Raw genomic sequence first — 24,804 nt, 5'->3', positions numbered from 1 at the left:
CTTATTTGGACATGATTTTACGCACTTTTTCCAGCGCGAGATCCAACTCTTCTTGAGTGATGGTGAGCGGAGGCGCAAATCGGATGGTGTTGTCGTGGGTTTCTTTGCAGAGCAACCCTTCTTTCATCAGTGCTTCACAGTATGGACGTGCTTTCTCATACAGTTCCATGCCGATGAAGAGGCCTTTACCGCGTACTTCTTTAATGATCGGGTTTTCGATTTTCTTCAATTCGGTGATGAAGTATTCACCCAACTCGCGAGAACGGGTGGTGAGATCATCTTCCACCAGAACATCGAGTGCGGCGATGGACACAGCACAAGCGAGAGGATTACCGCCAAAAGTAGAGCCGTGCGAACCCGGATCGAAGACGCCCAAGATTTCTTTGTCGGCAGCGACTGCGGAGATCGGCATGACTCCGCCGCCCAATGCTTTACCCATAATGTACATATCTGGCTTCACGCCTTCCCAATCGCAGGCGAAGAGCTGACCTGTCCGCCCGAAGCCAGTTTGTACCTCATCGGCGATGAAGAGGACATTGTGTTCTTTACAGATTTCCAAGGCTTGGCGCAGGAAGCCCTCCGGTGGAACGATGACTCCCGCTTCCCCTTGGATCGGCTCCAACATAAAGGCAGCCGTGTTTGGGGTGATAGCCGCTTTAAGCGCTTCCAAATCGCCATAAGGGATCACTTTAAAGCCGGGTGTGAGCGGACCGAATCCACGTTGGTATTCTTCGTTGGAAGACAGCGAAACAGCGGTGATGGTGCGGCCATGGAAGTTATCTTCACAGACGATAATTTCTGCTTGGTTGTCGGCTACCTTTTTCACATCGTAAGCCCAGCGCCGAGCCGCTTTGATAGCCGTCTCAACTGCTTCCGCACCCGTGTTCATGGGCAGAACCATTTCTTTGCCGGTCAGCTCAGCGACTTTCTCATAAAACGTGCCCAATTGGTCGTTGTGGAAGGCGCGGGAAGTAAGCGTCACTTTGTCTGCTTGATCCTTGAGGGCTTGGATGAGTCGCGGATGACGGTGACCATGGTTGAGCGCAGAGTAAGCACTTAACATATCCATGTAACGATTGCCGTCGGCGTCTTCCACCCACACGCCTTCTGCTTTGGAGATGACGATCGGCAGGGGATGGTAGTTTTTCGCTCCGTATTTATCCGTGAGTTCAATCACTGCTTGGTTTTTGGACATGGATGATGAACCTCCCTTGTAATTTACCCAATTAACCTCATTTTAGGTAATAAAGTGCGCGAAATCAATGAAATGTATACTATTTCACTGTTGCGCATAAATAACAGACTTGACGGATAAAAAAGGAGTGGGTATAATCACCTTATCATTAAAAATGCAAACGTAATAAACATTCATATTGTTTCTCTTATCAAGAGCGGCGGAGGGACTGGCCCGATGAAGCCCGGCAACCTCGGTGAGATGGTATCACCGGAAGGTGCCAAATCCTGCAGAACAAAAAGTTCTGAGAGATAAGAGGAGACGGTCCGTCCGCGCGCGCAAACCTCTTCTCTTGTCGGGAAGGGGTTTTTTGTTTGCCAAATTTCCGCATCAAAGGAGAGGAAACACCGATGAGAATGGAAACAGCGTTGGCGCAAATCGGGAACAGACAAGAACGGAATACAGGAGCAGTGAACTATCCGGTCTATTTTTCAACTGCATATGAGCATGTTGACGGGGTGAGCACTGGGTATGATTATTCACGCGCTTCCAATCCGACGCGAGACGTGCTAGAGGAAAGTATCGCCCGATTGGAAGGGGGGGACGGCGGATTCGCGTGCAGTTCGGGAATGGCGGCGATCCACACGCTGATGGGTTTGTTCAGCCAAGGGGATCACTTGATCGTATCGTTGGATCTGTACGGCGGAACGTACCGGCTATTTGAGAAGGTGATGACACGGTACGGTTGTTCCTTTTCTTATGTGGATATGCGGAACTTGGCGGACATTGAACGGTTCATTCAGCCTAACACCAAAGCGATCTTCATCGAGTCGCCCACCAATCCGCTGATGTGTGTGACAGATGTTGTTGCGGTCTGCCGGTTGGCTAAGGAACGAGGACTGATCACCATCGTGGACAATACGTTTATGACGCCTTTTCTACATCGTCCCCTCACGTTGGGAGCGGATATCGTTATTCACAGCGCCACCAAATACCTGGGTGGGCACAATGACGTGTTGGCCGGGTTGATCGTGACCAAGGGCGCAGAACTGACGGAGCGGGTCGCCTTTTTGCAGAAAGCGATTGGCGCGGTGTTAGCCCCATTGGACTGTTGGTTGTTGATCAGGGGGATGAAAACCTTGGCGCTCCGTATGAGGCAGCATGAGGCCAACGCCCAAGCGATTGCTGCTTATTTAGAGCGCCATCCGGCCGTTGACGCAGTATATTACCCCGCGCTGGACTCTCGGAGCAAAACCTTGCTCACTGAGCAGGCGGACGGGTTCGGCGGGATGCTGTCATTCCGCTTGAAGCGTAAAGAGTGGGTGCGTCCAGTTCTCAACAATTTGAAGATTATTACTTTTGCGGAAAGCCTGGGAGGCGTGGAGAGCTTGATTACCTATCCGGCCACGCAAACCCATGCCGACATTCCGGTGGAAATCAGGGAGCAAACAGGTGTCTGTGACCGCTTGTTGCGCTTGTCAGTGGGGATTGAACACCAAGAGGACTTGATTGCCGACTTGGCACAGGCCTTGCCGCAAGAGTAAGCAAAATCTGGTTCCGCTGCGGGAGCTTTTACACACCGCCAAACGAGCGCGGTAAGTTAAAGAAAGGGATGAGGATGAGATGAGGTTTGACACAAAGTTGTTGCACAATGGGAATGAGATCTGTTCAGTTACGGGAGCATCGAGCATTCCGATCTACCAAGCTTCTACGTTTCACCAATTTTCGATTGACCAACCAGGGGAATTTGATTACGCCCGTTCGGGTAACCCGACCCGCCAGGCGTTGGAAGCGACGATCGCCCAACTGGAAGGTGGGTGTAGGGGCTTTGCGTTTGCATCCGGGATGGCGGCGATTTCCACCGTGTTTCTCCTCTTCTCACGCGGAGATCATCTGGTGGTTTCCCAAGATGTGTATGGTGGCACCTATCGCGTGTTGACCAACGTGTTTGAGCGGATGGGGATTGAGACGAGTTTCGTAGATACGACGGATTTGGAACAAGTGATGCAAGCGATCAAGCCTAACACCAGAGCGCTGTATATTGAGACACCATCCAACCCGCTGTTGAAAGTGACTGATCTTCGGGGAGTCGTCAACATCGCCCAAGCGCATGGTCTCCTCACGATTGTGGACAATACCTTCCTCACCCCGTATTATCAGCGCCCATTGGAATTGGGGGCCGATATCGTCATCCACAGCGCAACCAAATTCATCGGAGGCCACAGCGATGTGATCGCTGGATTGGTCGCAGTCAAAGACCGAGAATTGGCGGAGTCATTAGCGCAATTGCAAAACGCATTTGGCGCAGTGCTAGGCGCTCATGATGCTTGGCTGGTGATGAGAGGGATCAAAACGTTGAAGGCGAGAATGGAACTGTCGACAAGAAGTGCGGAAAAAGTGGCCTTGTGGCTGCAACAGCATCCCGATGTGGAACGGGTTTATTATACCGGCCTGCCGTCGCATGAAGGCCACTATGTACAGGACGCGCAAGCTAGCGGGCACGGGGCTGTTCTCTCCTTTGATCTTGGTGATGGAGATAAGGTGCGCCAATTTTTACAACGCGTCAAATTGCCGATCGTGGCGGTCAGCCTAGGTGCGGTAGAATCGATTTTGTCTTATCCGGCGCTGATGTCCCATGCCTCCATGCCGCCGGAAGTTCGGTTAAAACATGGGATCACGGATGGACTGTTGCGGTTGTCGGTCGGTCTGGAAAGCGCCGACGATCTGATTGAAGACCTAGCACAAGCGATGTCGTTTAGCGTGTCGGTAGCCATGGGGAGATAGCGCCTTCAGGAGCTGAATTTCCCACGCGTGACAAGACGCTCCTCGGGAAAGGGGTTTTTCACCGTTTCTATCTACACACGCCCTCGTCCGCAGTCTAATGCCTCCTAACACAGGGGGCGCTTTTCTTTTCGCCTAATTTATGTACAATAATAAAGAACGATCCAGCAGAGAAGGAGTTATCCAAGATGACAATCAAATCGGATAAATGGATACGGATGATGGCGAGAGAACGGAAGATGATCGAACCATTTATCGATCGCAATGTGGGAAAAGGGGAGGCCGTCAGCTTTGGCTTGTCCAGTTACGGATATGACCTCAGGGTGGCGGATGAGTACAAGATTTTTCACAATGCGTTAAATTCGGTGATTGATCCCAAAGAAATCAGTTCCGATTCCTTTGTGGACTTTCAAGGAGAGGTATGTATTATTCCGCCGAACTCCTTTGCTTTGGCCCGGTCGGTGGAGTATTTCCGCATTCCTGAAAACGTGCTGGCGATTTGCGTTGGCAAATCCACCTACGCGCGTTGCGGCATCATCACCAACGTCACCCCGTTGGAACCGGGCTGGGAGGGATATGTGACATTGGAGATCTCCAACACGACCCCTCTGCCGGCGAAAATATATTCCAATGAAGGATTGTGCCAAATCCTGTTCTTGGAAAGCGATGAAGCGTGCGAAGTTTCTTATGGACATAAACAAGGGAAATACCAAGGCCAAACGGGCATCACGTTGCCGAAAGTGTAAAGCTTCAGATAGTGCGAATGAAAAAGCCGTATTGCTGGCAAGACTGAACACTCATGTGCGACATGGGTGTTTTTTTGTTGAAATCTGTTGGAAAAAGAAGGAAAAAGACATGAGGCGGGAAGAAAGAACGGTACGAAAAGGAGGTGGGAGAATGAAACGGCCTTTGGTAGTGTTAAGTTTGGCGTGGGTGCTCGGCTACTTCGTACATGGATGGTGTCGGCTCCCCGCCACAGCCTACCTGCTCGCCGCGCTGGCCGCACTGGTGGGTGGCGGATGGGCGTATTACCAATGGCGGAAAGGAGTTGTCATCACCTTGCTGCTGGTAGGCGTGTGCTTGTCAGGCGGGCGGATCTCATGGGTGGAGGGGCATTCGCCGTCAGCACTTTCGCCACTGATCGGGGCATCCGCCGAGTCCTCCCGATCCCTGCCGGTGGTAGGCAAGGTCACCTCCCTGCCTGAGCGTGACGGGGATCGCCTCCTGTTTGTGCTTGATGTGGAGCGGTTGCGCATGGGTGGGAAGTGGCGGCATTTGCCGCAACGGGAGCCGGTGCAAGTCACGGTAGCTTTGTCCGACCCCAGCCAGTGGCGGCGAACCGCGCAGATCAAACCCCAGCAGACGGTAGCGATGCCGCTCACTTTTCAACGTCCGCCTCTGCCGCGCAATCCGGGGGCCTTTGATTATAGGGAGTATTTGGCACGGCGCGGCATTCACTGGTTGGCTGAAGGAAAGTCGCTGTCCGAATTCCGTCTGTTGGCTGTTGCCAGATACCATCCCCTGTATTGGATGGGCGGAGTGCGGAACTGGGCAAGTGAAACCGTGAAACAGATTTATCCGGAGCAGACAAACGGTGTGATGCGGGGCATTTTGCTGGGTGAGAGAAAAGCGGTTCCCGAACGGATTGAACAGAATTACTCTACCCTTGGCATCATCCATGTCCTCTCCATTTCAGGTTTGCATGTCAGTGTGTTGCTCGCAGTCGGGTATTGGGGATTGAAGCGGCTCGGCATGACCCGGGAAAAAGCGGCGGGCTTAGTTATGGCTCTTCTTCCGTTATACGTCATCCTGACCGGCATGGGCGCCCCTGTGATTCGGGCGGCCTTGACGGCCGGAATGGTTTTGCTCGCCACCCTTTTGCGCCGCCAGCAGGATGTGCTATCTTTCTTGGCCCTTTCATTTTTGCTCCAATGTGGCTGGAATCCGCATGTATTGGAAGAAGCTGGTTTTCAACTTACATATGCCATAACCGCCGCATTGGTCATTGGGACAGGGAGTTTGGGTGATGCCCTTCCTCTTCCCTGGGCTTGGGCGCGACAAGCATTAGCGGGAATGCTGATTGCTCAAGGGGTTTCGTTGCCGTTTGCACTGGTTCATTTTCATGAATATTCGCTTTTGTCTGGTGTCGCCAATCTATTGTTTGTGCCCATTGTCAGCTTAGTGGTGACGCCCTTGGGGATGGGTTCGGTGTTGTTGGCGGCAGTCTGGGAAACGGGCGCCCGTGCGGTGGCCGAGATGGTTACGCTTTGCCTGTATATCGTGGATGGGGGTGTCGGTGTGCTGGCGCAGATGACCCCGTTGCATCGCTTGTGGCAAACCCCACCGGGTTGGTGGCTGGTGGCGTACGCATTGGCAAGCTGGTATCTTTTTGCTGCATGGTGCGGGGCATTTCGCTTTCACAGCGGCGCGCATCGCGTCTATGGGTGGATTTGCTGGATCGGCTTACTCTTTATCGCCGCAAGCATGAAAATAGGGAGCGATGCGACGCGCATCACATTTCTAGATGTGGGCCAAGGAGATTGTGCGGTGGTTGAAGCGAAATCGGGGCAGGTGATTGTGATTGACGGCGGCGGGCGCGATGTGCGGGATGGGGAGGCTTCCTTTGATGCCGGCAAGCAAGTGGTGGTTCCTTTTCTTAAATTCCGTGGCATCAACCAGATTGATACGTTGGTGATGACCCACGGCGACTTAGATCACATCGGCGGGGTTAAGGCCATAGTGGAGCGCATACCGGTCAAGCGGGTGGTGCGCAATTCCTCCCCCATCCAATCTCCCATGGAGCGCGAAGTGATGACAGCGATCCGTCGCAGGGGCATTCTTGTGCAGGTACCGCGTTTGCATCGGTGGGAAAGGCTTGGGGAAGGCGTGAATTGGCAATTTTACCATCCGGGGATCAGCACGCGTCACGAAAGAAATGAAGATTCGCTCGTTTTTCTGTTGACGGTAGATGGCGTGCGGTTTCTTTTCACCGGAGATGCGGGAAGTCCGACGGAAGACCAGTTGCTGCGCCAACTGCGCCTGCCGGATATCCATCTGTTGAAAGTGGCTCACCATGGCAGTCGATCAGGCACGCAATCCAAGTGGTTGGAAGTGCTTAAGCCGGAGCATGCGGTCATCTCGGCCGGTAAGCGAAACCGCTACGGGCATCCCGCTCCAGAAGTGATCCGCCGCTTGCAGAAAGAACGGATACATATTTGGCGAACAGACCTTCAGGGAGCGATACAAGTGGAAGTGCAAACGGGTCGGCTACGGATTGCTTCCGTTTTAAAAGATGGCGGTTGACGCGTTGGAAAGACAAAAAAGGCAAACTTTTTTCAAAAGGGATCTGGCAAATTTATGGTACACTGGTTGCAACATCGATCTGAACGAGAAAGTCTAAATGGTAGGAGGGGTATTGTTGCTCGACTCTGATTTGATCCGGCGCGCGCAACAGGGAGACAGGCAAGCTGTCGTCCAAGTGTTGAAGCAACTGGAAGTCGCGATGTACCGCACAGCGTATTATTTGTTAAACAATGAGCAAGATGCTCTGGATGCAACGCAGGAAGCCTTATTAAAGGTGTATAAGCATTTGCCGACATACAAAGGGGATGCCATGATCCACACTTGGGCGCAACGGATTGTGACCAATGTATGTATGGATATGTTTCGCAAAAGGAAGAAGGTGGTGTTAATGCGGGAAGATTTTTGGCGAGAAGATGTTAAGGCCGTCCGCGAAGTGGAAGGCGGCGCGATGATGACTGATCTGAAGCAGGCCATTTCCCGCCTGCCAGAAACGCAACAAACGGCGGTCGTGTTGCGGTATATTCAGGAGTACAATTACCAGGAGATCGCTGAGGCGATGGGGATGCCGATCAATACAGTCAAATCGCACTTGTTTCGGGCACGCAAGCAGTTGAAACAATGGCTGGCGGCTTATAAGGAAGGAGGGGCCACCACCCATGGATCGTGAAAAATGGATTGAATGGATGCAACGCGACCTTGATGGTGATTTGACGCAAGTGGAAAAGGAGATGTTGGAGAAGCATCTGGCCCGCTCGCCTGAAGATGCACGCATTTATGAAGGGTTTCGCTCCTTGTCCGATGAGCTGTCCCGTTTGCCGCAAGTGATGCCGCCGACTAGCATGGTTGATTCGCTCTTGGCGGAAATGGAAGACAAACCGTCCGAGTCCCGCCCGAATCCATCCGGCTGGATGGCGCGCTGGCGTCCGTCTCGACGAGTGGCTGTCGGCATGGCGGCTCTGTTTGTCGTGGGATTTGTGAGCGGTGCGTGGGTGAATGGATGGTTGATGAGCGATCCGCCAAAACAAACGATGACTTCGCGAGGCGACGGCAGTCCCTTCGATGGGAAAAATGCTAGCAAAGTTCCGCCTGATGTGCTCATCTCCATGAGCAGCGAAAAAGACGGACAGTCCCACATTGCGTTTTCCCCGGATCGTGAATATCAAGCGATCTGGACCGACAATCACCTTTTGGTCAAAACCAAGGATGCGAAAACCACCTATTCGCAAAAGCTGTCCGTCGGCGGGCAAAAGCCGCGCATGCAATGGGTTTCCGCTCGACGCGTCAAAGTCTCTTACCAGGATGAAAAAGGGGCTTCCAAGCAGCTCACTATTGATGTCGAGCGGGGCGAAAAGGTAAACTAGGGTGAAGAGGTGAAGTCAGTGAACCAGGAGCTTTTACGGGAGCTGAAGCAGAACAAGATTCACCCAGTTTACTTTCTTTACGGCACCGAGCGCTTTTTGATTGAAGAAGCGCTGTCGGGGTTGCGTGCGCATGTGATGCCCGAGGAAGATGAGTTTGGCAACGCGGTTACATTGGATTTGGAAGAAACGCCGATTCAGATGTTGGTTCAGGAGGCGGAGACGCTTCCTTTTTTTGGTGAACGCCGCTTTATCGTGGGCAAAAACGCGCAGTTTTTAACAGCCAGCAAAGGAAAAAGCGGTGTCTCCCATGATCCGGACGCACTGATCCATTATTTAAAAAACCCGTTGGAAACAAGCGTGGTGGTGCTCACCCTGCACGGTGACCATTTGGACAAGCGCAAGAAGGTAGTGAAGGAATTGTTGGCCGGCGCCCGCACGGCGCAATTTGACTCGCTCAAAGGCAAAGAAGCTGCGGAATGGGTAGTGCGCCGGTTGCGCGAGCGACTGGTGCGGATCGATGCCGATGCGCTGAAAGAACTGCTTGTCTTAGTGGGAAACGATTTGCACCTCTTGCATCAAGAATGCGAGAAATTGGCCACGTTTGTGGGTGAGAATGGAGTCGTCACCCCAAAGATCGTATCGGAATTGGTTCCGCGCACGTTGGAGCAGGATGTGTTCAAACTGACAGAGAAAATCGCGGAACGAAAGTTGGAAGACGCCTTTCATATCTGGCATGATTTGCTGTTCCAGAAAGAAGAACCCGTGCGGATCTTGGCGCTGGTCATTCGTCAATTCCGCCTGATGTTTCAAGTGAAGACGTTGGCAGGAAAAGGAATGAGTGAACGCGAGATGGCGCAACAGCTCAAAGTGCACCCCTATCCGGTGAAATTGGCGTTGCGCCAAGCGAGGGCTTTCAGTGAAAAGCAGTTGCGTTCTTTGTTGGCGATGGCCATTGCGGCCGACCAGGAGATCAAATCGGGAAAAGTGGACAAAGAATTGGCTGTCGAACGATTGCTGTTCCGATTGCATATGTCCGCTTGAAAGGAGCAATCAATGATGCAAGACCAACAACGACAAGCTTTGCGCAAACGGCAATGGCTGTATCTCAACGGGCTGTTTGTTGCCGTGTTACTTTTGTTGGGCCTGTTGCTGGCGATCAATGTCACCGCCCCGCAGTTTTTCTTAGCGCTGGGGTTGCTCTTTTTGGTGACGCCCGTCAGCATCTGGGTGTTTAAGGAAAGCAACCCCTTGTTGCGGGTGCTCCCCGGCATGGGAGAATTATCGCAATATGAACATGAGAAGCTGGGGGAAAGTTGGGGGAAATATCAGTTCTCCACCGCTTTATTGCAAACGGCCTGTAGCTTGTTCTTCTTTGTGCAGGCCGCGATTCGTGAGGGAGGGGCTCCATTTCGCGAAGGGATACCGATTTGGTATTTCATTGTCGTTCCGGTGATCGTGCTATTGATTATCAACTTAAACCATCGTTCGCACATTAAGCGGATGGATGGGAAGACGCCGGAACAACTGCATACTTACGCTGAAGAGAAAAGGTTATTTTCCATTGTGTTTGCATCCGTGACCTTGGGGATGACGTTGATCGGCACCTGTGTGGTCATGTTGATGAGTTGATGACAAATGCAAAAAGCCCGGCTTGCGAATAGCGAGCCGGGCTTTTTACGAATCAATCCTGTTCCTCTTCAACAGGGTGCTTCATGATGCGGCGGGTGGCTTCATAAGCGGAGGTGAAGGAAAGCTCCGACAGTTGCCCTTTTCCTTGACACCAGTCACCTGCGAAATAAGCGTTGGCCAGGCTGTGGAATTTGACCGGCATCAGCCGTTGGTCATCAATGCATTTGATTTCCTGTACCGTCGCTTTTTTGGACACACGTTTAGCTACAAGCCGGTCGCGCCAGCCGGGGAAGTGCTTGTCATAAATGGATTCGATGATGGCTACTTTCTCATCGGCTTTGTTTTGGGCGATCTCCTCTTCATTTAGATAGGCGACGGCTTGCATCAATTGTCCGCCCTCAGGTACACAGGTCATGTCATAGTATGAAATGTCTGTGATGAATACCTTTTGCGCCTTTTGATAAATGTAAGTAAACGGGCTGGAAATCCGTTCGGAAAGGCCGACGTCGTACACGACCACACTGGTGGGGGAGTAACGAACATATTCTTCGAAATACTTTTGCAAAGGCGTTTCCGCAAACAATTGGCTACATTCCTTGGGCGGAATGCAGAATAGATAATGATCTGCGGTGTACACCGTGTCTTCTTTGCCGTAGATGGCTGTGATTTCCTTGCCGTCCAGGTCGATCCGACTTACTTTTTCTTTGGTGATGATGCGTCCGCCGTTTTTTTCGATGATGTCGGCGAAAGCCTGCACGATGGCTTGCCAACCGCCGCCGATGTAAGAAACGGCCCGTTGGGTCGCGAACAGGCGTCGGTAGTAATCGAAAAACAACGTCGAAGGAATGCGTTCTGGTTCATTGGTGAAAAAGTTGGATGAAGCGATGGTCAAAAGCAAATCGCGGACTTGTGGCGTTTCCTTTTGTAAATACTCACCAATAGGGATGCCTTCTTCCCCGCGATTGATGGAGGACATTGTTTTGAACACTTCATAAGCAAATCGCAATTTGTTTTGCGAATCCAGCACTTTGGTACGGTAAAGCCCTTCCAATGTTGCCGGCATCGGCGTTGTATACGATCCCATGTCATAAAAGGCTTTGGATGGGGAAAAATCTTTCCAATCGACGTTCAAGCCAATTTCATGTTCGAATTTGCGCAAAATGGACTTGTCGCGGGCGTAAATGGCATGCGCCCCAAAGTTGAAATTAAATCCTTTCAACGGAATGGTAATCGCCCGACCACCCAATTTGGGCGCTTTTTCCAACAAAGTCACATCGTATCCATTGTGTGCGAGCCGAGCGGCGGCGCTCAAACCGGCCAAACCTCCACCCACCACAATCGCTTTTTCAGACACGTAGAAACACTCTCCTCCAGTAAACGGTTACAAAGCGGAAAAAAATGAGATATCTATCACTTTCCTATTTTATCAAGTTTAAAACACTTAGAGTAGGTTTTTATTTGAGTTCGGAAATTTCTTGCTAGTGCGTTCGATTTCCGGTCCGAAAGGGATGTTGATCAGGGCGTGGAGAAGGGGTACATTAGGGCGTGACGGATAATCAAATGGAGTAATATGGAAGACAAGGGAAGGGATACGATGAAGAAAAAATTGGTGAGTGCTTGTTTTGCCGGTATCCATTGCCGGTATGATGGCAAGCACAATCGGGTGGAGCAGATTCAAGAACTCATTAAGCGGGGGGAGGCGGTGCCCGTCTGTCCGGAGCAGCTTGGCGGGTTGTCCACTCCACGCAAACCAGCGGAAATCGTTGGCGGCGATGGGCATGATGTGTTGGATGGAAAGGCAAAAGTGGTCACCGTGGACGGAGAAGATGTGACCGAAGCGTTTGTGCGGGGAGCTTATGAGGCGTTACGCGTAGCCCAAATGCTGGGGGTGGAGGAGGCAATCTTGAAAGAGAAAAGCCCCTCATGCGGCAATTGCATCGTATATGACGGCACCTTTCAAGGCGTGAAGAAAGCAGGACAAGGAGTGACAGCGGCATTGCTTAAGCGCCACGGGATTAACGTCGTGTCTGAGGAGGAGTGGAAGCAGGAGTCATGAGCAAGCCCTAATGGAAAACGCGTCCCGCAACTTTATGGCGCCTGGAAAAAAATGGGCCCTCCGAAGAAGGAGGGTTTACCTTGTTAGGCTGTGGGCGAGGGGACGTTTTTCTGCCCAAGCTGTTCTTTGATCTTTTTATATTGGAACAGCATGGCGACGCGCCACGGCAACAACATGCCAAAGGCGAGGATGAAGAAAACGCCGCCTGTCTGGAAGATGCTGATATGATGTTCGATGTAGTTGTGCAAGGCGAGGCGCACCACAAACAATCCGCTCAAAATGACAACGAAGGCGCGGGACTGCTTCAGGTAAATGTCGTCCCCTTTAATTTCAAACGCGGATGTTTTGATGAGTGGCAACGAGAAGAACAAGGCTCCCACCAAAAAAGACAGGATCGCCCAAGAGAGGGGGATGCGGCATTCTGGAAACACGAACATCAGGAAACCGGTGCTCATCCCCAGGGGTGGTATGATAATTTTTTTTGCTGAAGTCGGCTTTTTGGAAGCTCTCAACCGCATGATAAAAAAAGTCGAAGCCATGGCGACCCCGATGATCGGCGCGATGGTTGTGAGATGAATCGGTAAAGTTTGTCCCATATCCGTCCCTCCTGATTCTAGAAAAAAACTAGCACATTCCCGGCCCTTTGTAAATAAGGGCTCGCTTGACTTTTTGGCAATATTGGAGCAAAATGAATATCATTAAGTATCATATGTGAATGGGAAAATTTTCATACGGCACAACGGCGATGATAAAGGGGAGTAGTATAGGAGCGGCCGCTTAAGAGAGTTGGCGGGTGGTGCGAGCCAACCGGCCCCCAATACGAATGGGCTTTGGAGCCGTTTTCCTGAACGCGGGGGCATGCGATAGATTCCGTCAGTAAGGAAATCCGGGTTATTCCGTTATGAATGAATGAAGTGTGCCCGAAGTGTGTGTTTTTCGGGCAAATAAGGGTGGTACCGCGAGTTCAGGCTCGTCCCTTACGGGGGCGGGCTTTTTTATTTTCTCTTAAAAGGAGTGTGTCAAGATGGAACGCGTATTGTCTGGCATCCAACCGACTGGCGCCGTGACCCTAGGGAATTATATCGGGGCGATGCAACGGTTTGTTCAAATGCAGGAGGAGGCCGACTGTTATTTCTGTGTTGTGAATATGCACGCCCTCACCATTCCGCAAGACCCCGAATTGCTGAAGCAAAGAACCATTGATTTGGTGGCTATTTATCTGGCGACCGGGCTTGATCCGGCCAAGTCCACCATATTTGTCCAATCTCAGGTTCCAGCCCATGCAGAAGCGGCTTGGTTGTTACAATGCGTGGCCCGCGTCGGCGAACTGAATCGGATGGTGCAATTCAAAGAGAAGGGCAAAGGGTCCGAATCCGTCTTGGCTGGACTTTACACCTATCCCGTTCTGATGGCGGCTGACATTTTGCTTTACAACCCCAAGCGGGTGCCGGTCGGTGAAGACCAAAAGCAACACTTGGAATTAACGCGTGAAATCGCGGAGCGTTTCAACCGCGATTATGCCGAGATTTTCACGTTGCCCGAACCGTACATCGGCGAAGTGGGCGCCCGGATCATGGGTCTGGACAATCCGACCAAAAAGATGAGCAAAAGCGCCGATAGCGAGTTCAACTACATCACACTGCTGGATGAACCCAAGAAGATTGAGAAAAAGCTGAAGCGCGCCGTAACCGATTCAGAGAATGTCATCCGCTTCGATCCGGTTGCGAAGCCAGGGATCAGCAACTTGCTCAACATCTACAGCAGCCTGTCAGGCAAGTCGATCAAAGAATTAGAGAAACAGTATGAAGGTTTGGGGTATGGTCAGTTTAAGAAGGATCTGATTGAGGTAACGATCGATCATCTCGCGCCGATCCAGTCGCGTTTCTATGAAATCCGCAACTCCGGCGAAGTGGAGCAAGTGCTAAAACAAGGCCGGGAGAAGGCGGCTGCGGTGGCTGATGAAACATTGAAACGCATCAAAGATGCCATGGGCATTATCTAAATGAAAAGATCTCGTCCCAAAACTTGGGGCGAGATCTTTTTAAATAAAAGCGACCCAACAAAGCGGGTCGTTCATAAGCTGCATTACGCTTGCAATGCTTGCAGTTTTTTTACGAGGCGGGATTTTTTGCGAGCTGCAGCGTTCTTATGGATCAGGCCTTTGGTTACGGCTTTGTCCAAAGTGCGAGCAGCCTCTTTGTACAGAACGGTTGCTTTTTCGTTGTCTTGTTGTTCAACGGCAACCAAGAACTTTTTCACAGCCGTACGCATAGCAGACTTTTGGGAAGCGTTGCGCTGACGGCGAATTTCGTTGGTTTTAGCGCGTTTGATTGCGGACTTAATGTTAGCCAATACATTCACCTCCTGTGGGATTCTGATCTCCGCATCCCATTTATGCAACATGCAATATTCTAGCATGAGCTATGGCAAAAAGCAATAACACAAGCCAGAGGAATAAATAAATCAGCAAAAAGCAAACTATTAGCGGATTGTCGGGGAGGTGTCCCGAACAAAGGTGGCATCCACCCATGGATGCAACGGGGAGGAAGATTCATTCATGAACGCAGAGCGCACTGAACACCAAATCGATTTGTCTGGCTACTCCATCCGCACAGACCTTGCACGGGAAGCGCATCAGATGGCGGTAGAAGAGCGGGGGGGCACAAGCGACATCCCCGGCGTACGGATTGAAGAGAACACCGAAGAAGGCATTACCACCAGCTGGATCTGGATCGATGACCAAGCGGGCAGTGAAGCGATCGGCAAAGTGCCTGGCACCTATCTGACGTTGGAAGTGCCGGCACTGAGAAGCAGAGATTCCATGCTGGAAAAGCGTGTAAGTGAACACTTTGCCCAGCAATTCAGCCGTTTTTTGGATGAGGTTGGCATTGGCCTTGACGACTCCGGCCTGATCGTCGGCCTCGGCAACTGGAATGTCACGGCCGACGCCCTCGGGCCGCTTGTCGTCAAACACACCCTCGTCACCCGCCACCTGTTTGAGCTGGCGCCCGAGTCCGTCGCTGAAGGGTATCGGCCGATCAGCGCACTGTCACCGGGCGTGCTGGGCATCACGGGGATCGAGACGAGCGAGATCGTGCGCGGCGTGGTGGAAAAGACGAAACCAGACTTCGTCATCGCCTTTGATTCATTAGCGTCAAGAGCGCTCAGCCGTGTGAACACCACCATCCAAGTAGCTGACACCGGTATTCATCCTGGCTCAGGGGTGGGCAACAAGCGCAAAGCCCTTACCAAAGAAACATTGGGTGTACCGGTGATTGCGATTGGAGTTCCGACAGTTATAATATTGCTGGCATGGAAACGATCCATTTGTTCAAAAGGATTGCTAGGACGTTCCCTGTTCCCATCAAAAAACAGGTGTTAATTAAAGTTGGTTGAGTTGTTCACAGTCAGAGGGATGTTTAAAAATAAGTGAAAGTTTACTTCGACATCATATAAGCGCATTATATCAAGATGAAAAACTTAAAACTGATAAGTCTTTTATTGATTATGAGCCTGGCAAGGGAGTGCTGGGCTTTATTTTTTCAAATCGTTTTGAAGGGGCTTTTACAGAATAGAGCGCGAATTACTTAAAATGGGATAAAATATATAATCTGTTTATAAACAAAAAAATATTTAAAAACTAGATAAAAAATAATTGATTTATTATTTATGAGTAATTAAATTATATAATGTAGTTGTGACTATTTTGTGTCGCATTTAATTAGCATGATGAAAGAAGGGATAAGTTTGCAATTTTTTTATGCTGAACGATACGCGCGAATTCGCAGTGTCGTATCGATTACCATTGTACTGGCATTGATCTTCACTCTCTGGCCACAAGCAACATTTGATGTCTTGGCAGCTCCCGCACCCAAGCAAGTTGAATTGGAACACATGCGGACTGCCACTTCGAAAACCTATATTTCTCCAGACAAAAAGACATATACTTTGGAAGAATATTTGGAACCTATTCACTATAAAAAGGGAGATAAATGGGTAGAAATTGATAACGAGATAAAAGAGATAAAAGAAGTCAAATTCAAAAAAGCGGCCGCCGCAGATGATGCTGAACTTTCCCTCGCAAATGGAGGAAACCAATTTCAAGTGGGGTTTGCTCCACGTAGCCGGGGAAAGAAAGTCGTTCGTTTGCAATTGGGACAAGCCCACATCGATTTTGGATTGGTTGACGGTGCCAATGTAGCCGCGAAAAAAGATAAGAACAAAGTGACTTATCCCTCGGTTTATCCAAATACGGATCTGAGCTATTATGTCACCAATACAGGTTTTAAAGAAGCCTGGATTTTGCAAAAATACACGGGTCAGTCTACTTATACATTATCTTTAAAAACGAAAAATGTGGATGTCAAACAAGAGAAAGACGGTTCCCTTTCATTTTTGGACAACAAGGGTAACACGGTGTTTGCCATCCCTCGACCTTTTATGGTGGATGCCAATGATGAGCAATCCTTTGGTGCCAGATATGAATTGCGTGAGGAGAAAAACCAAACGTTTATTGATTTGAAAGTGGATACCGCTTGGTTAAAGGATGAAAAGCGGGCATATCCAGTGGTGATCGATCCATCTGTTTCGGTGCAAGGTGCACTTAAGACATACGATGCCACAGTCACAAATTCCACTAATGGTAAAAATGTTAACTTTGGCACTTCTTCATATTTGCTCACAGGGACCTATACTGATCCGACTTATGGTACGGGAGAATATCGTTCGTATCTCAAGTTCGCACTATCTCCATTGTTGAGTGGAGCGAACATTTCGTCAGCGACGCTTACATTGCATCAATACGCAACCACTCATACAGAGCAAGTCAATGTTTATCCAGTCACCTCGGATTGGAACTCTACTGATATCAAGGGAAGCAACCAACCATCATCTGGTACAACACCTATCTCCACGAAGTCGGTTGGAGCTGTGGGAGCTTATGATTTTGATATCACTTCACTAACAAAACAATGGTATGCAGGCACCAGCTCTAACTATGGGGTGATGTTGCGCCTGAATTCGGAAAGCAATAACCGAAAAGGATTCCGATCCAGTGACTATCTCGATCCTGATCCAAACAACTCGCAAAAGCCCAAGTTGACCATTACTTATACCATCGACCCGATAGGAGTAGAAAGTTTCTGGACGACAGTAGCTTCTAATGTGAATACTTATAACGGTAACTATTATTTGCAGGATACGGATGTCAGTATCAGTGGCCGCGGTCCAGGTTTGTCGGTGGAACGGGCTTATAACAGCCGTTCAAACAAAAGTGGTATTTTTGGCTATGGTTGGATCTCCAATCTAGAACAAAGTCTATCCATGGACTCCAGCGGGCCGGTCGCTTACACTGATGCCGATGGTACCACACATACGTTTACACCGGAATATGGATCGGGCGGAGTATCAACGGGTACCTATAAAGCACCTGGTGGAGTTAATTTGGAATTAGTGAAAAACAGTAACGGTACCTTTACCCTGATCACATCGGATCAGACAAAATATAATTTTAACTCAGCCAAAAAACTGGTCTCCATTGTTGATAGTAACAATAACACAACAACCATTGCTTATACCGACAACCTGCCCACGTCCATTACCGATGCGTCGGGTAGACAAATTACGCTGGCTTATGACACCAACAACCGAGTCAGCAAAGTGACTGATCCCGCTAATCGTTCAGTGGAATACACCTATGACGCGAACGGCAATTTGACTGGTATCACACACAAGGATGCAATGGGTGCGGTGGTGTCAACAGAGTCATATGGCTATGACGATAACCACAACCTTACATCGATTACTGATCCAAACAACCATACGAAAACAATCAGTTATGACACGGACAGTGACCGGGTGAATACTGTATCTTATCCCATCACAGTAAATGGTGCGAAACAAACGGCGAAAACAACATTTAGTTATGATGCAGTCAATAACACCACCACCGTCATTGATCCAAAAGGAACGAAAACGATTTATACCCATAACACGTATGGAAATGTGATCCAAACAACGCAAGATCCGACTGGTTTCAATATTAAGAACACGTTTGATTATGACGACAAAAACCAATTGATCAGCCACAAAGACGGCAACGCCAACGCAACTGACAGCACGGGTACTTACAATTATACGTATGATGAGAAAGGAAATCTGACTAGCACCAGTACGCCACTCAACAACACGAGTAGCACCACTTATGACAGCAAGAACAATCCGGTGACGGAAACAGATGCCAACGGCAACACCACAACCAACGAATATGATGATAAAAACAATTTGACGGCCTCTACTGATCCAGTCGAAAAATCAACTGCGACCAAATACAATGCCTATGGCAACGTCTTGTCGGAAACATCGGCGATGAGCCCTGGCAATAACTTGGCTATCAATGGGAGTTTTGAGCTGGATCGCAACAGTGACAATTGGCCGGACAATTGGAGCAAAGTGCCGAGTGGATCAGTTGATATCTCTTGGGATAGTACAGGCCTTACAACAGATGGCATCACCTTGGGGAATAAAAGCATCAAAATTTCCAATGTCTCTGGGGCTACGGCCATTGCCAGTGATAAAGTTGCTTACGATCCCAATAAAACCTATGTACTGAGCGGATATGTAAAAACGAGTGGCGCACAGGGACGAGGTAGCATCTATGCGTTTGCGTTCAACTCCAAAACTGGAGCGTCCACAGCCATCGCCGGTGCTGGCATTACAGGCACGCAAGAAGCGACCCGCATCCACTTGTCTCTCGATCCGGGAACATTGACAGGATATGACCAGTTGCAAATACGCGGGTATATCAGCGGAATCAATGGCCAATATGGAGGAACGTATTGGTTTGATGGCTTGCAAATCGAAGAAGGGCATTACGGAGCATATAACGTATTGGAAAACAGCGACTTTGAACGAGATATCGATCCCGCTGGCGACAAAATTCCAGATCGTTGGTATTTGCAAGGAGACACAGCGGCAGGGGACGGCCTAGATGCCACAGAAACATATAGTGGTGTACGTTCAGTCAAATTGGTTGGGGATTCAGCAAAATACAAAACGGTGTACCAAGATGTCAACTTAAAGGGTGGAGCGGGTTCGATCTTAACTGTATCTGGCTTTTCCAAAACGGAAAATCCGAACCCAAATGGCATTTACGGATACATTATCAATACCTATGATTCCAGTGTGGGAACTGATGTAGTGGAGAAGTTTACATTTAACTTTGATCGCTCAAAGTCTCACGATTGGCAACATATTGCCAGCGAAATAAAAACAACCAAACCCTTTGATCGAATCAGGGTGTACTATGAGTACAGCAATCAAACGGGAACAGCTTGGTTTGACACGGCTAAAGTGGTGCCGGATGCCATTACCACCTACCATGGCTATGACAGCAACAACAACTATGAAACGTCAACTACCGATCCTGAGCAACGGGTCACACAACGCACTTATGATACGGTTGGCAACACGACCAGTGAAAAGGTTGGATTGGACACGACGAAGTTCACTTACGATGCGCTGGATCGCCTGACCAAGGTGACTGATGCGAAAAATCACACCACCGAATACCAATACGATGCGGCGGGCAACAAAACCAAGGTCATCAACGCCAAAAACAAGGAAACGACCTATACCTACAACGAATTAAATCAAATAAAAAGTGTTACCGACGCTAATAACAAAACGACAACGTATGACTACGATCTGAATGGAAACCAAACCAAGATCACATACCCGAACGGTAACAGTGTTTCGTATGGCTACGACAGTGTTAACCGACAAGACGTTATTTCCTACAATGGTACGCAAACATACACTTTTAACTATGATGCCAACAATAACCTCACCAAGGAAACCGATGTAGTTAGCGGCAAATCGACTGAATATGCCTATGATGCTGACAACCGCCTGAAACAAGTGAAAGAGCCAAATGGCAATCAAACGGATTATACCTATGACGCCAATGGAAACGTAACCCAACAAAAGCTGACCGCTGGATCTACAGTGATTACACAAGACTATGGGTATAATGGGAACAATCAACTAACCAAAATCACATCCAATGGTACCAACCAAGCATGGTTCAACTACAACGAGCAAGACCAAGTTGCTCGCCGTAAAACGGCTGACGGCAACATGACCTTCAACCGGTATAATGGCGCGGGAGATTTGATAGCACGCGACATTTTTGACAAAAACGGAAACCAGATTGACAGCTTTGTCTATACTTACAATAATAAAGGCAATATTACATCAGTCACATCCAAAGCGGGCACGACCTCGTATGTGTACGATGAACTTGATCAATTGACCAAAGAAACCCGTCCCGATGGCACGACTTATGAATACACCTATGATGCTGTGGGTAATCGTCTAACCAAAAAGGTAACGTCTCCAAGCGGAACGGTGACGACAACCACTTATACTTATGATGATGCAGATCAGCTTACTTCCGTCAACGGTACGACCTACACCTACGACACCAACGGCAACCTGCTAAGTGATGGCAACAAGACGTACGTCTATGACGTGGATAACCGATTGACCACTGTTAAAGACAGCGCAGGAAATACGATCGCTTCGTTCACCTATCGTGCGGATGGCATGCGGAAGACGATGACGACGGCATCGGGTACCATTACGTTCCATTATGATCAAAACAACAATGTGGCGTATGAAACAGATCAAAGTGGAGCGGTTGTAGCGAGCTACACCTATGGTTCAGAAAATGAACCTGTTAGCATGTTTCGTGGTGGAAAGACGTATTTCTATCAGTTGAACGGGCATGGGGATGTGGTAGCACTCACGGATCAAACAGGTGCTGTTGTAAACACTTATACCTATGATGCATTTGGAAACCTCGTCAACCAAACGGGTACGGTTGAAAATCCCTATACCTATGCCGGTTATCGGTATGATAAGGAAACGGGATTGTATTACTTGCAAAGCAGGTACTATAATCCAGAGACGGGAAGATTTTTGACGAGGGATACATTTGAGGGATTTGAAAAAGAACCACTGAGTCTGAATAAGTATACGTATGCAGAAAATAATCCTGTAAATAGCATAGATCCTACTGGACGATGGTCTTTTAAAAGATCATTAAAAAAGTTATTACATCGAGTTGTTTCTGCACTATTTAGTGATATGAGACAAAATACCCTTACAAACATTGCATTCTTATTTTTAGGAGGATTTGGTGCAGGGTTTAAGACATATAGAAAGTTAAGGTCTGAATTTCATCTGTTTGAAAAATATATTTTGCGAAGATCTTTCAAATCATTTCTTCGTGGAGCACTCGGAGGATATTTGCTTGGAAATGTAATAGGTACTGCCAGTAGAATAGCTTCTGCAGGAAACAAGCTATTTAATTACGAGGGCTGGTTTGATCGTACTCATGTAGGTAGATCGATTGATAAAGGTTTAACACGAGTAGAGCGGTATCTTCATAATCGAATTAACCGTTGGTAATATTGTAAGTTAATAATAAAGAGCTAGAAATAAATCTTTTTCTAGCTCTTTTCAAATGGAGGTTATATCATTGGGCTGGATCCGTTTATTTATCGGTGTTTTAGTAATTACTTGGCTTATTTATCAATGTTTTTTCAAAAAAATCCGTACCTTCAATGATATCTTAGAACGATCCCATAATTATGAGTTTCTTCTGCGAAATAAGAAATTAGCCATTCAAACATTGCAGGTGGGATTGAAACGAGATTTAAATGAGTTGGAACGAGCAGTATTAAATTACAATATAGGAAGGCTTTATTATGATACGGGGGAAATAGATCAGGCCATCGTTTATTTTGATAAAGCCTATCCTATTTTGATTCAAGCGGAAGGGATAAAGGTGAAAGATCAATTTATCAAAATCATAATAGCATATTTGGAAAAAGGTATGAATGACAAAGCAAATGAGGTTTATCAATATTGTATGAAACATTCTTTATCTAAACGAAGATATCAAAGACTGAGAAAGAAATATACGCAGTTATTTGAAGACCAAGGATGAAAAATGTGTAATGGGTGTCTTGTTGAACATCCCATGATTGTGCAGCTCAATCGGGCGTCAAAGTTAAATTGAACTCCTTTTTAATAAGGTGGTATGGTACAGTACTTGCCACCTTATTAAACAAAGGGGATTTAAGACGATGATCAATGAACTGAAATAGAAGTTTAATGATAACTATCGAAAGGTAATTCTGTTTCTTTTTTATTAATTATATTTTCATGTCATTTGTTTTGTTGTGTATATATTTTAATAGTATCGAATATGCGTTACTTTTATGCTTGATTAATGGGATAAATATTGTTTGGATTGAACATAAGTGGAAGGTAAACGTTAAACTAAAAGGGACGATCTATAGAAGGTTTGTAGATTATCCTTTATGTTTTAATTATATAATTATTTTCGTATTTTTAACTACAGAGTAACTACTATTTGGAGTCAACAACTAAGGGAGAAAAAGAAATTGAGTAGAAAAGAAAAAATAGAAGTAAATGTAAGTGCAATAGGATGTGTGCTAGTAGCAGGATTATTATTTATTTTAACGGATTATGTTCATGATGAGCTAAAGTCGTTATTACAAGTAGGGTTTGTTTGGGTGGTTCCATGGGTACCGTTTCTGGTTAAATTTTTATTTGCACAGAATAAAAAGGATTATTTATCGCGGAACAAAAAGTTGTTTTTAGGTTTTTTTATATTCGACTGTGTGCTTAGTGTTTTGGCGTATAAATATATGCCTATTTCATATTGATGCTCATGCAAAAAGGGATATGCTCTTTGAGTATATTCCTTTTCATTATAGGAAGGGGAATGAAGAGCGGGATATTCCCTATAGACGTAAATAAAGGTGATCAAGGGCTTAAGCCCGATTTCATGCAGCTTTGTTTAGAGATTCCGATTTTTACATCGATGTTAGTTGATATGTTTATGGACATGATGAAAACGATCTCCGAACATCGTTATGCTATTGCTATGCTTTATTTATTTTTATTTGTGGGAGGAATTTTGTTAAGTTCCATGGTTATTATTTGCGAAATAGTAGGTGTATCTAGATTGAAAAAAATCATTCATTCGTTTATTAACACTAAACAAGGGGATGAGACAAATGGGAGAAAGCCGTATACTTGAAGCTTTAAAGCGTTCGCTTTATAAAGGGATGATTGTTTCTGTTTATTCCGATCGGAATCAGCCGGGAAATTTCTCTGCTGGATTTATAGATGCGATCTCCGATGAGCAGTTTGTTATGAAACATGTAACTCCTGAGGGCACAAATGATGGTTATATCATAAGAAATCGAAGATGTCTTCAGAGTAGATGTTCATGGAGAGTATGAACAAAGGCTGAGACTACTGTACACGCTTCAAAAGCAGAGGCATGAGGATTTCTTAAACGGTGCCGTAACGGAACAATCTAATCTATTTGTAGAATCTCTCACCATTGCTCAAGCAAGAAATTTAATCGTAACCATTTGCATTGATGAAACTGAGAGCCAAGATGACATCACTGGATTTGTTAAAGAGATCAATACGGAAGAGGTTACGATTGCTCGCATTTCGTCAAATGGATCAAATGATGGAGAGTCCATTTTTTTAATTGAAGATATAACCAAAATGAATTGTGATACTACAGCGGAAAGATTGATTAAGCAATTGTACAATCATCAACATAAGTGCTGAAAATCAGTCAGGCTTAATGAACCCCTTACAAATCTTATAATGTGGATGTCATGTACAAAAGGGCACAATCAGATGGATTGTGCCCTTTGAAATAGAGTGGATATGGTGGATTATATTTTTGACAAAACATTTAGGGAATTAATCGGCTTTGGGAAGCCGTCTATTTCTCTTCAATGATCAATTTGTAAGGGTGATATTCGATTTTATATGTGTTTGCTAGTTCCTCGCTTAATTTTTTGGCTAATTTTTTCCCATCTGCATTTAACGATTCCGCAAAAGATGGTGTGATCCCATTGTAATGATGGGAGGCAAGATGGTTATCAAACGTAGTATTCCATTCATGTAATTCTGCTTTTAGCTCTTCTGATATGGGTAGTTCATCAAGATCTAAGTTTGCATTACATGTGTTACACCAAATCGGATCAGCAGACACTTCCGCTTCAACAAGAATGTGAAAGGTCTCATCGCAGAAACATACATTTTTCATTTTAATTGCCTCCAGTGAGTAGATATAATAATCCATTAGATTTTACTGGAGCGTTGATAAATAGGCCAGTAGCTTCAAATCCGTTTTCAGCTTTGCTTCACATGTCTATCAGCCCTATGGAATGGCTACCGTCTGGATAGGAAATAATGTTGATCAGAAGTGGAAAGGGCTGACATGACCATGACTGATTACAACATTAGAATAGTCCATGCAAAGAACAAGTTGTCATCTGCTGAGATTGAGCGCAGGGTGGATGATTTCCAAAAAGTTTTTATCCAGGTCGCTTCCAGGTATTACAGCCAGAAGGCGAAAAATCAGCTGGAAAGGGGAG

The 24,804-nt window shown here is 47.4% G+C and carries 19 protein-coding genes, 1 pseudogene, 1 riboswitch and 1 other annotated feature; of the genes and pseudogenes, 15 read left to right on the top strand and 5 right to left on the bottom strand.

Translation table 11 applies throughout. From position 1 onward, the window contains the following. Window position 1 precedes the first annotated feature (1 nt). Window positions 2-1,195, bottom strand: a complete 1,194-nt coding sequence (locus tag CLV36_RS01340; protein ID WP_106341482.1) for an ornithine--oxo-acid transaminase — start codon at window positions 1,193-1,195, stop codon at window positions 2-4. 184 nt (window positions 1,196-1,379) lie between these two features. Beyond that, window positions 1,380-1,492: riboswitch (SAM riboswitch) on the top strand. A 92-nt stretch (window positions 1,493-1,584) separates the two neighbouring features. On the opposite strand from CLV36_RS01340, the gene CLV36_RS01335 reads away from it, so the two are divergent. The 8 genes from CLV36_RS01335 to CLV36_RS01300 all read left to right on the top strand — a co-directional run bounded on the left by CLV36_RS01335 (window position 1,585) and on the right by CLV36_RS01300 (window position 10,248). Further along, the gene (locus CLV36_RS01335; RefSeq protein ID WP_106341481.1) at window positions 1,585-2,718 is read left to right on the top strand and encodes a PLP-dependent transferase; all 1,134 of its coding nucleotides are present in this window, start codon (window positions 1,585-1,587) and stop codon (window positions 2,716-2,718) included. Between the two features lie 79 nt (window positions 2,719-2,797). Continuing rightward, the gene (locus CLV36_RS01330) at window positions 2,798-3,958 is read left to right on the top strand and encodes an aminotransferase class I/II-fold pyridoxal phosphate-dependent enzyme (protein ID WP_106341480.1); all 1,161 of its coding nucleotides are present in this window, start codon (window positions 2,798-2,800) and stop codon (window positions 3,956-3,958) included. Between the two features lie 185 nt (window positions 3,959-4,143). Further along, window positions 4,144-4,701 carry a dCTP deaminase gene (gene dcd / locus CLV36_RS01325; protein ID WP_022736693.1) on the top strand — a complete coding sequence of 186 codons (558 nt, stop codon included), beginning with the start codon at window positions 4,144-4,146 and terminating at the stop codon, window positions 4,699-4,701. Window positions 4,702-4,852: 151 nt separating this feature from the next. Beyond that, complete coding sequence (locus CLV36_RS01320; protein ID WP_181352760.1) at window positions 4,853-7,258, top strand: DNA internalization-related competence protein ComEC/Rec2; 2,406 nt, start codon at window positions 4,853-4,855, stop codon at window positions 7,256-7,258. A gap of 115 nt (window positions 7,259-7,373) precedes the next feature. After that, complete coding sequence (locus CLV36_RS01315) at window positions 7,374-7,925, top strand: RNA polymerase sigma factor (protein WP_022736691.1); 552 nt, start codon at window positions 7,374-7,376, stop codon at window positions 7,923-7,925. Then, a complete protein-coding gene (locus CLV36_RS01310) occupies window positions 7,915-8,619 on the top strand; it encodes an anti-sigma factor family protein (protein WP_106341478.1) in 705 nt (234 codons plus the stop codon). Before CLV36_RS01315 ends, CLV36_RS01310 begins: the two co-directional genes overlap by 11 nt. A gap of 18 nt (window positions 8,620-8,637) precedes the next feature. After that, window positions 8,638-9,660, top strand: coding sequence for a DNA polymerase III subunit delta (holA, locus tag CLV36_RS01305; RefSeq protein WP_181352759.1), 1,023 nt, complete (start codon window positions 8,638-8,640; stop codon window positions 9,658-9,660). Between the two features lie 15 nt (window positions 9,661-9,675). Further along, window positions 9,676-10,248 (top strand): hypothetical protein, encoded by a 573-nt coding sequence (locus CLV36_RS01300; protein ID WP_106341476.1) that lies wholly within the window; start codon window positions 9,676-9,678, stop codon window positions 10,246-10,248. A gap of 52 nt (window positions 10,249-10,300) precedes the next feature. Here CLV36_RS01300 and CLV36_RS01295 read toward each other — a convergent pair whose 3' ends face one another. Next, window positions 10,301-11,602: a phytoene desaturase family protein gene (locus CLV36_RS01295; RefSeq protein ID WP_106341475.1), complete on the bottom strand. Its 1,302-nt coding sequence runs from the start codon at window positions 11,600-11,602 to the stop codon at window positions 10,301-10,303. Window positions 11,603-11,842: 240 nt separating this feature from the next. Here CLV36_RS01295 and CLV36_RS01290 point away from each other — a divergent pair, with 240 nt between their 5' ends. Beyond that, window positions 11,843-12,304 carry a 2-thiouracil desulfurase family protein gene (locus tag CLV36_RS01290; protein WP_102993886.1) on the top strand — a complete coding sequence of 154 codons (462 nt, stop codon included), beginning with the start codon at window positions 11,843-11,845 and terminating at the stop codon, window positions 12,302-12,304. 83 nt (window positions 12,305-12,387) lie between these two features. Here the strand turns inward: CLV36_RS01290 and CLV36_RS01285 are convergent, their stop codons facing one another. Further along, window positions 12,388-12,900, bottom strand: coding sequence for a CcdC family protein (locus CLV36_RS01285; RefSeq protein WP_102993003.1), 513 nt, complete (start codon window positions 12,898-12,900; stop codon window positions 12,388-12,390). Between the two features lie 140 nt (window positions 12,901-13,040). After that, window positions 13,041-13,285, top strand: a binding site (T-box leader). 43 nt (window positions 13,286-13,328) lie between these two features. Between CLV36_RS01285 and trpS the strand changes: the two genes are divergently transcribed. Continuing rightward, window positions 13,329-14,306, top strand: a complete 978-nt coding sequence (gene trpS, locus CLV36_RS01280; RefSeq protein WP_102993002.1) for a tryptophan--tRNA ligase — start codon at window positions 13,329-13,331, stop codon at window positions 14,304-14,306. A gap of 83 nt (window positions 14,307-14,389) precedes the next feature. Here trpS and rpsT read toward each other — a convergent pair whose 3' ends face one another. Continuing rightward, window positions 14,390-14,656 (bottom strand): 30S ribosomal protein S20, encoded by a 267-nt coding sequence (gene rpsT, locus CLV36_RS01275; RefSeq protein WP_022736683.1) that lies wholly within the window; start codon window positions 14,654-14,656, stop codon window positions 14,390-14,392. 205 nt (window positions 14,657-14,861) lie between these two features. On the opposite strand from rpsT, the pseudogene gpr reads away from it, so the two are divergent. The 5 genes and pseudogenes from gpr to CLV36_RS01250 all read left to right on the top strand — a co-directional run. After that, window positions 14,862-15,605: pseudogene (gene gpr / locus CLV36_RS01270) on the top strand (GPR endopeptidase); the annotation flags it as partial. Between the two features lie 446 nt (window positions 15,606-16,051). Then, complete coding sequence (locus CLV36_RS01265) at window positions 16,052-21,775, top strand: DNRLRE domain-containing protein (RefSeq protein WP_181352758.1); 5,724 nt, start codon at window positions 16,052-16,054, stop codon at window positions 21,773-21,775. 70 nt (window positions 21,776-21,845) lie between these two features. Then, entirely contained in the window at window positions 21,846-22,316 is a 471-nt protein-coding gene (locus tag CLV36_RS01260) for a tol-pal system YbgF family protein (protein WP_102992999.1), read from the top strand. 460 nt (window positions 22,317-22,776) lie between these two features. Next, a complete protein-coding gene (locus CLV36_RS01255; protein WP_106341472.1) occupies window positions 22,777-23,061 on the top strand; it encodes a hypothetical protein in 285 nt (94 codons plus the stop codon). Between the two features lie 59 nt (window positions 23,062-23,120). Next, window positions 23,121-23,438 carry a hypothetical protein gene (locus CLV36_RS01250; protein ID WP_146130565.1) on the top strand — a complete coding sequence of 106 codons (318 nt, stop codon included), beginning with the start codon at window positions 23,121-23,123 and terminating at the stop codon, window positions 23,436-23,438. A 708-nt stretch (window positions 23,439-24,146) separates the two neighbouring features. On the opposite strand, the gene CLV36_RS01245 is transcribed toward CLV36_RS01250, so the two are convergent. Then, a complete protein-coding gene (locus tag CLV36_RS01245; RefSeq protein WP_022736676.1) occupies window positions 24,147-24,473 on the bottom strand; it encodes a hypothetical protein in 327 nt (108 codons plus the stop codon). Between the last annotated feature and the right edge of the window lie 331 nt (window positions 24,474-24,804).

The sequence above is a fragment of the Laceyella sediminis genome (assembly GCF_003003125.1).
GTDB classification, from domain to species: Bacteria; Bacillota; Bacilli; order Thermoactinomycetales; family Thermoactinomycetaceae; genus Laceyella; species Laceyella tengchongensis.
Note: the sequence above shows the minus strand (reverse complement) of the source record. Positions and strands in the feature narration are given on the sequence as shown.

Coding starts and splice junctions, on each gene's coding strand:
- CLV36_RS01300 (WP_106341476.1), top strand. CDS start 9,676: ATGCAAGACCAACAACGACAAGCTTTGCGCAAACGGCAATGGCTGTAT.
- CLV36_RS01310 (WP_106341478.1), top strand. CDS start 7,915: ATGGATCGTGAAAAATGGATTGAATGGATGCAACGCGACCTTGATGGT.
- dcd (WP_022736693.1), top strand. CDS start 4,144: ATGACAATCAAATCGGATAAATGGATACGGATGATGGCGAGAGAACGG.
- CLV36_RS01290 (WP_102993886.1), top strand. CDS start 11,843: ATGAAGAAAAAATTGGTGAGTGCTTGTTTTGCCGGTATCCATTGCCGG.
- CLV36_RS01330 (WP_106341480.1), top strand. CDS start 2,798: ATGAGGTTTGACACAAAGTTGTTGCACAATGGGAATGAGATCTGTTCA.
- CLV36_RS01340 (WP_106341482.1), bottom strand. CDS start 1,195: ATGTCCAAAAACCAAGCAGTGATTGAACTCACGGATAAATACGGAGCG.
- CLV36_RS01335 (WP_106341481.1), top strand. CDS start 1,585: ATGAGAATGGAAACAGCGTTGGCGCAAATCGGGAACAGACAAGAACGG.
- CLV36_RS01285 (WP_102993003.1), bottom strand. CDS start 12,900: ATGGGACAAACTTTACCGATTCATCTCACAACCATCGCGCCGATCATC.
- CLV36_RS01320 (WP_181352760.1), top strand. CDS start 4,853: ATGAAACGGCCTTTGGTAGTGTTAAGTTTGGCGTGGGTGCTCGGCTAC.
- CLV36_RS01250 (WP_146130565.1), top strand. CDS start 23,121: ATGAAGAGCGGGATATTCCCTATAGACGTAAATAAAGGTGATCAAGGG.
- trpS (WP_102993002.1), top strand. CDS start 13,329: ATGGAACGCGTATTGTCTGGCATCCAACCGACTGGCGCCGTGACCCTA.
- CLV36_RS01245 (WP_022736676.1), bottom strand. CDS start 24,473: ATGAAAAATGTATGTTTCTGCGATGAGACCTTTCACATTCTTGTTGAA.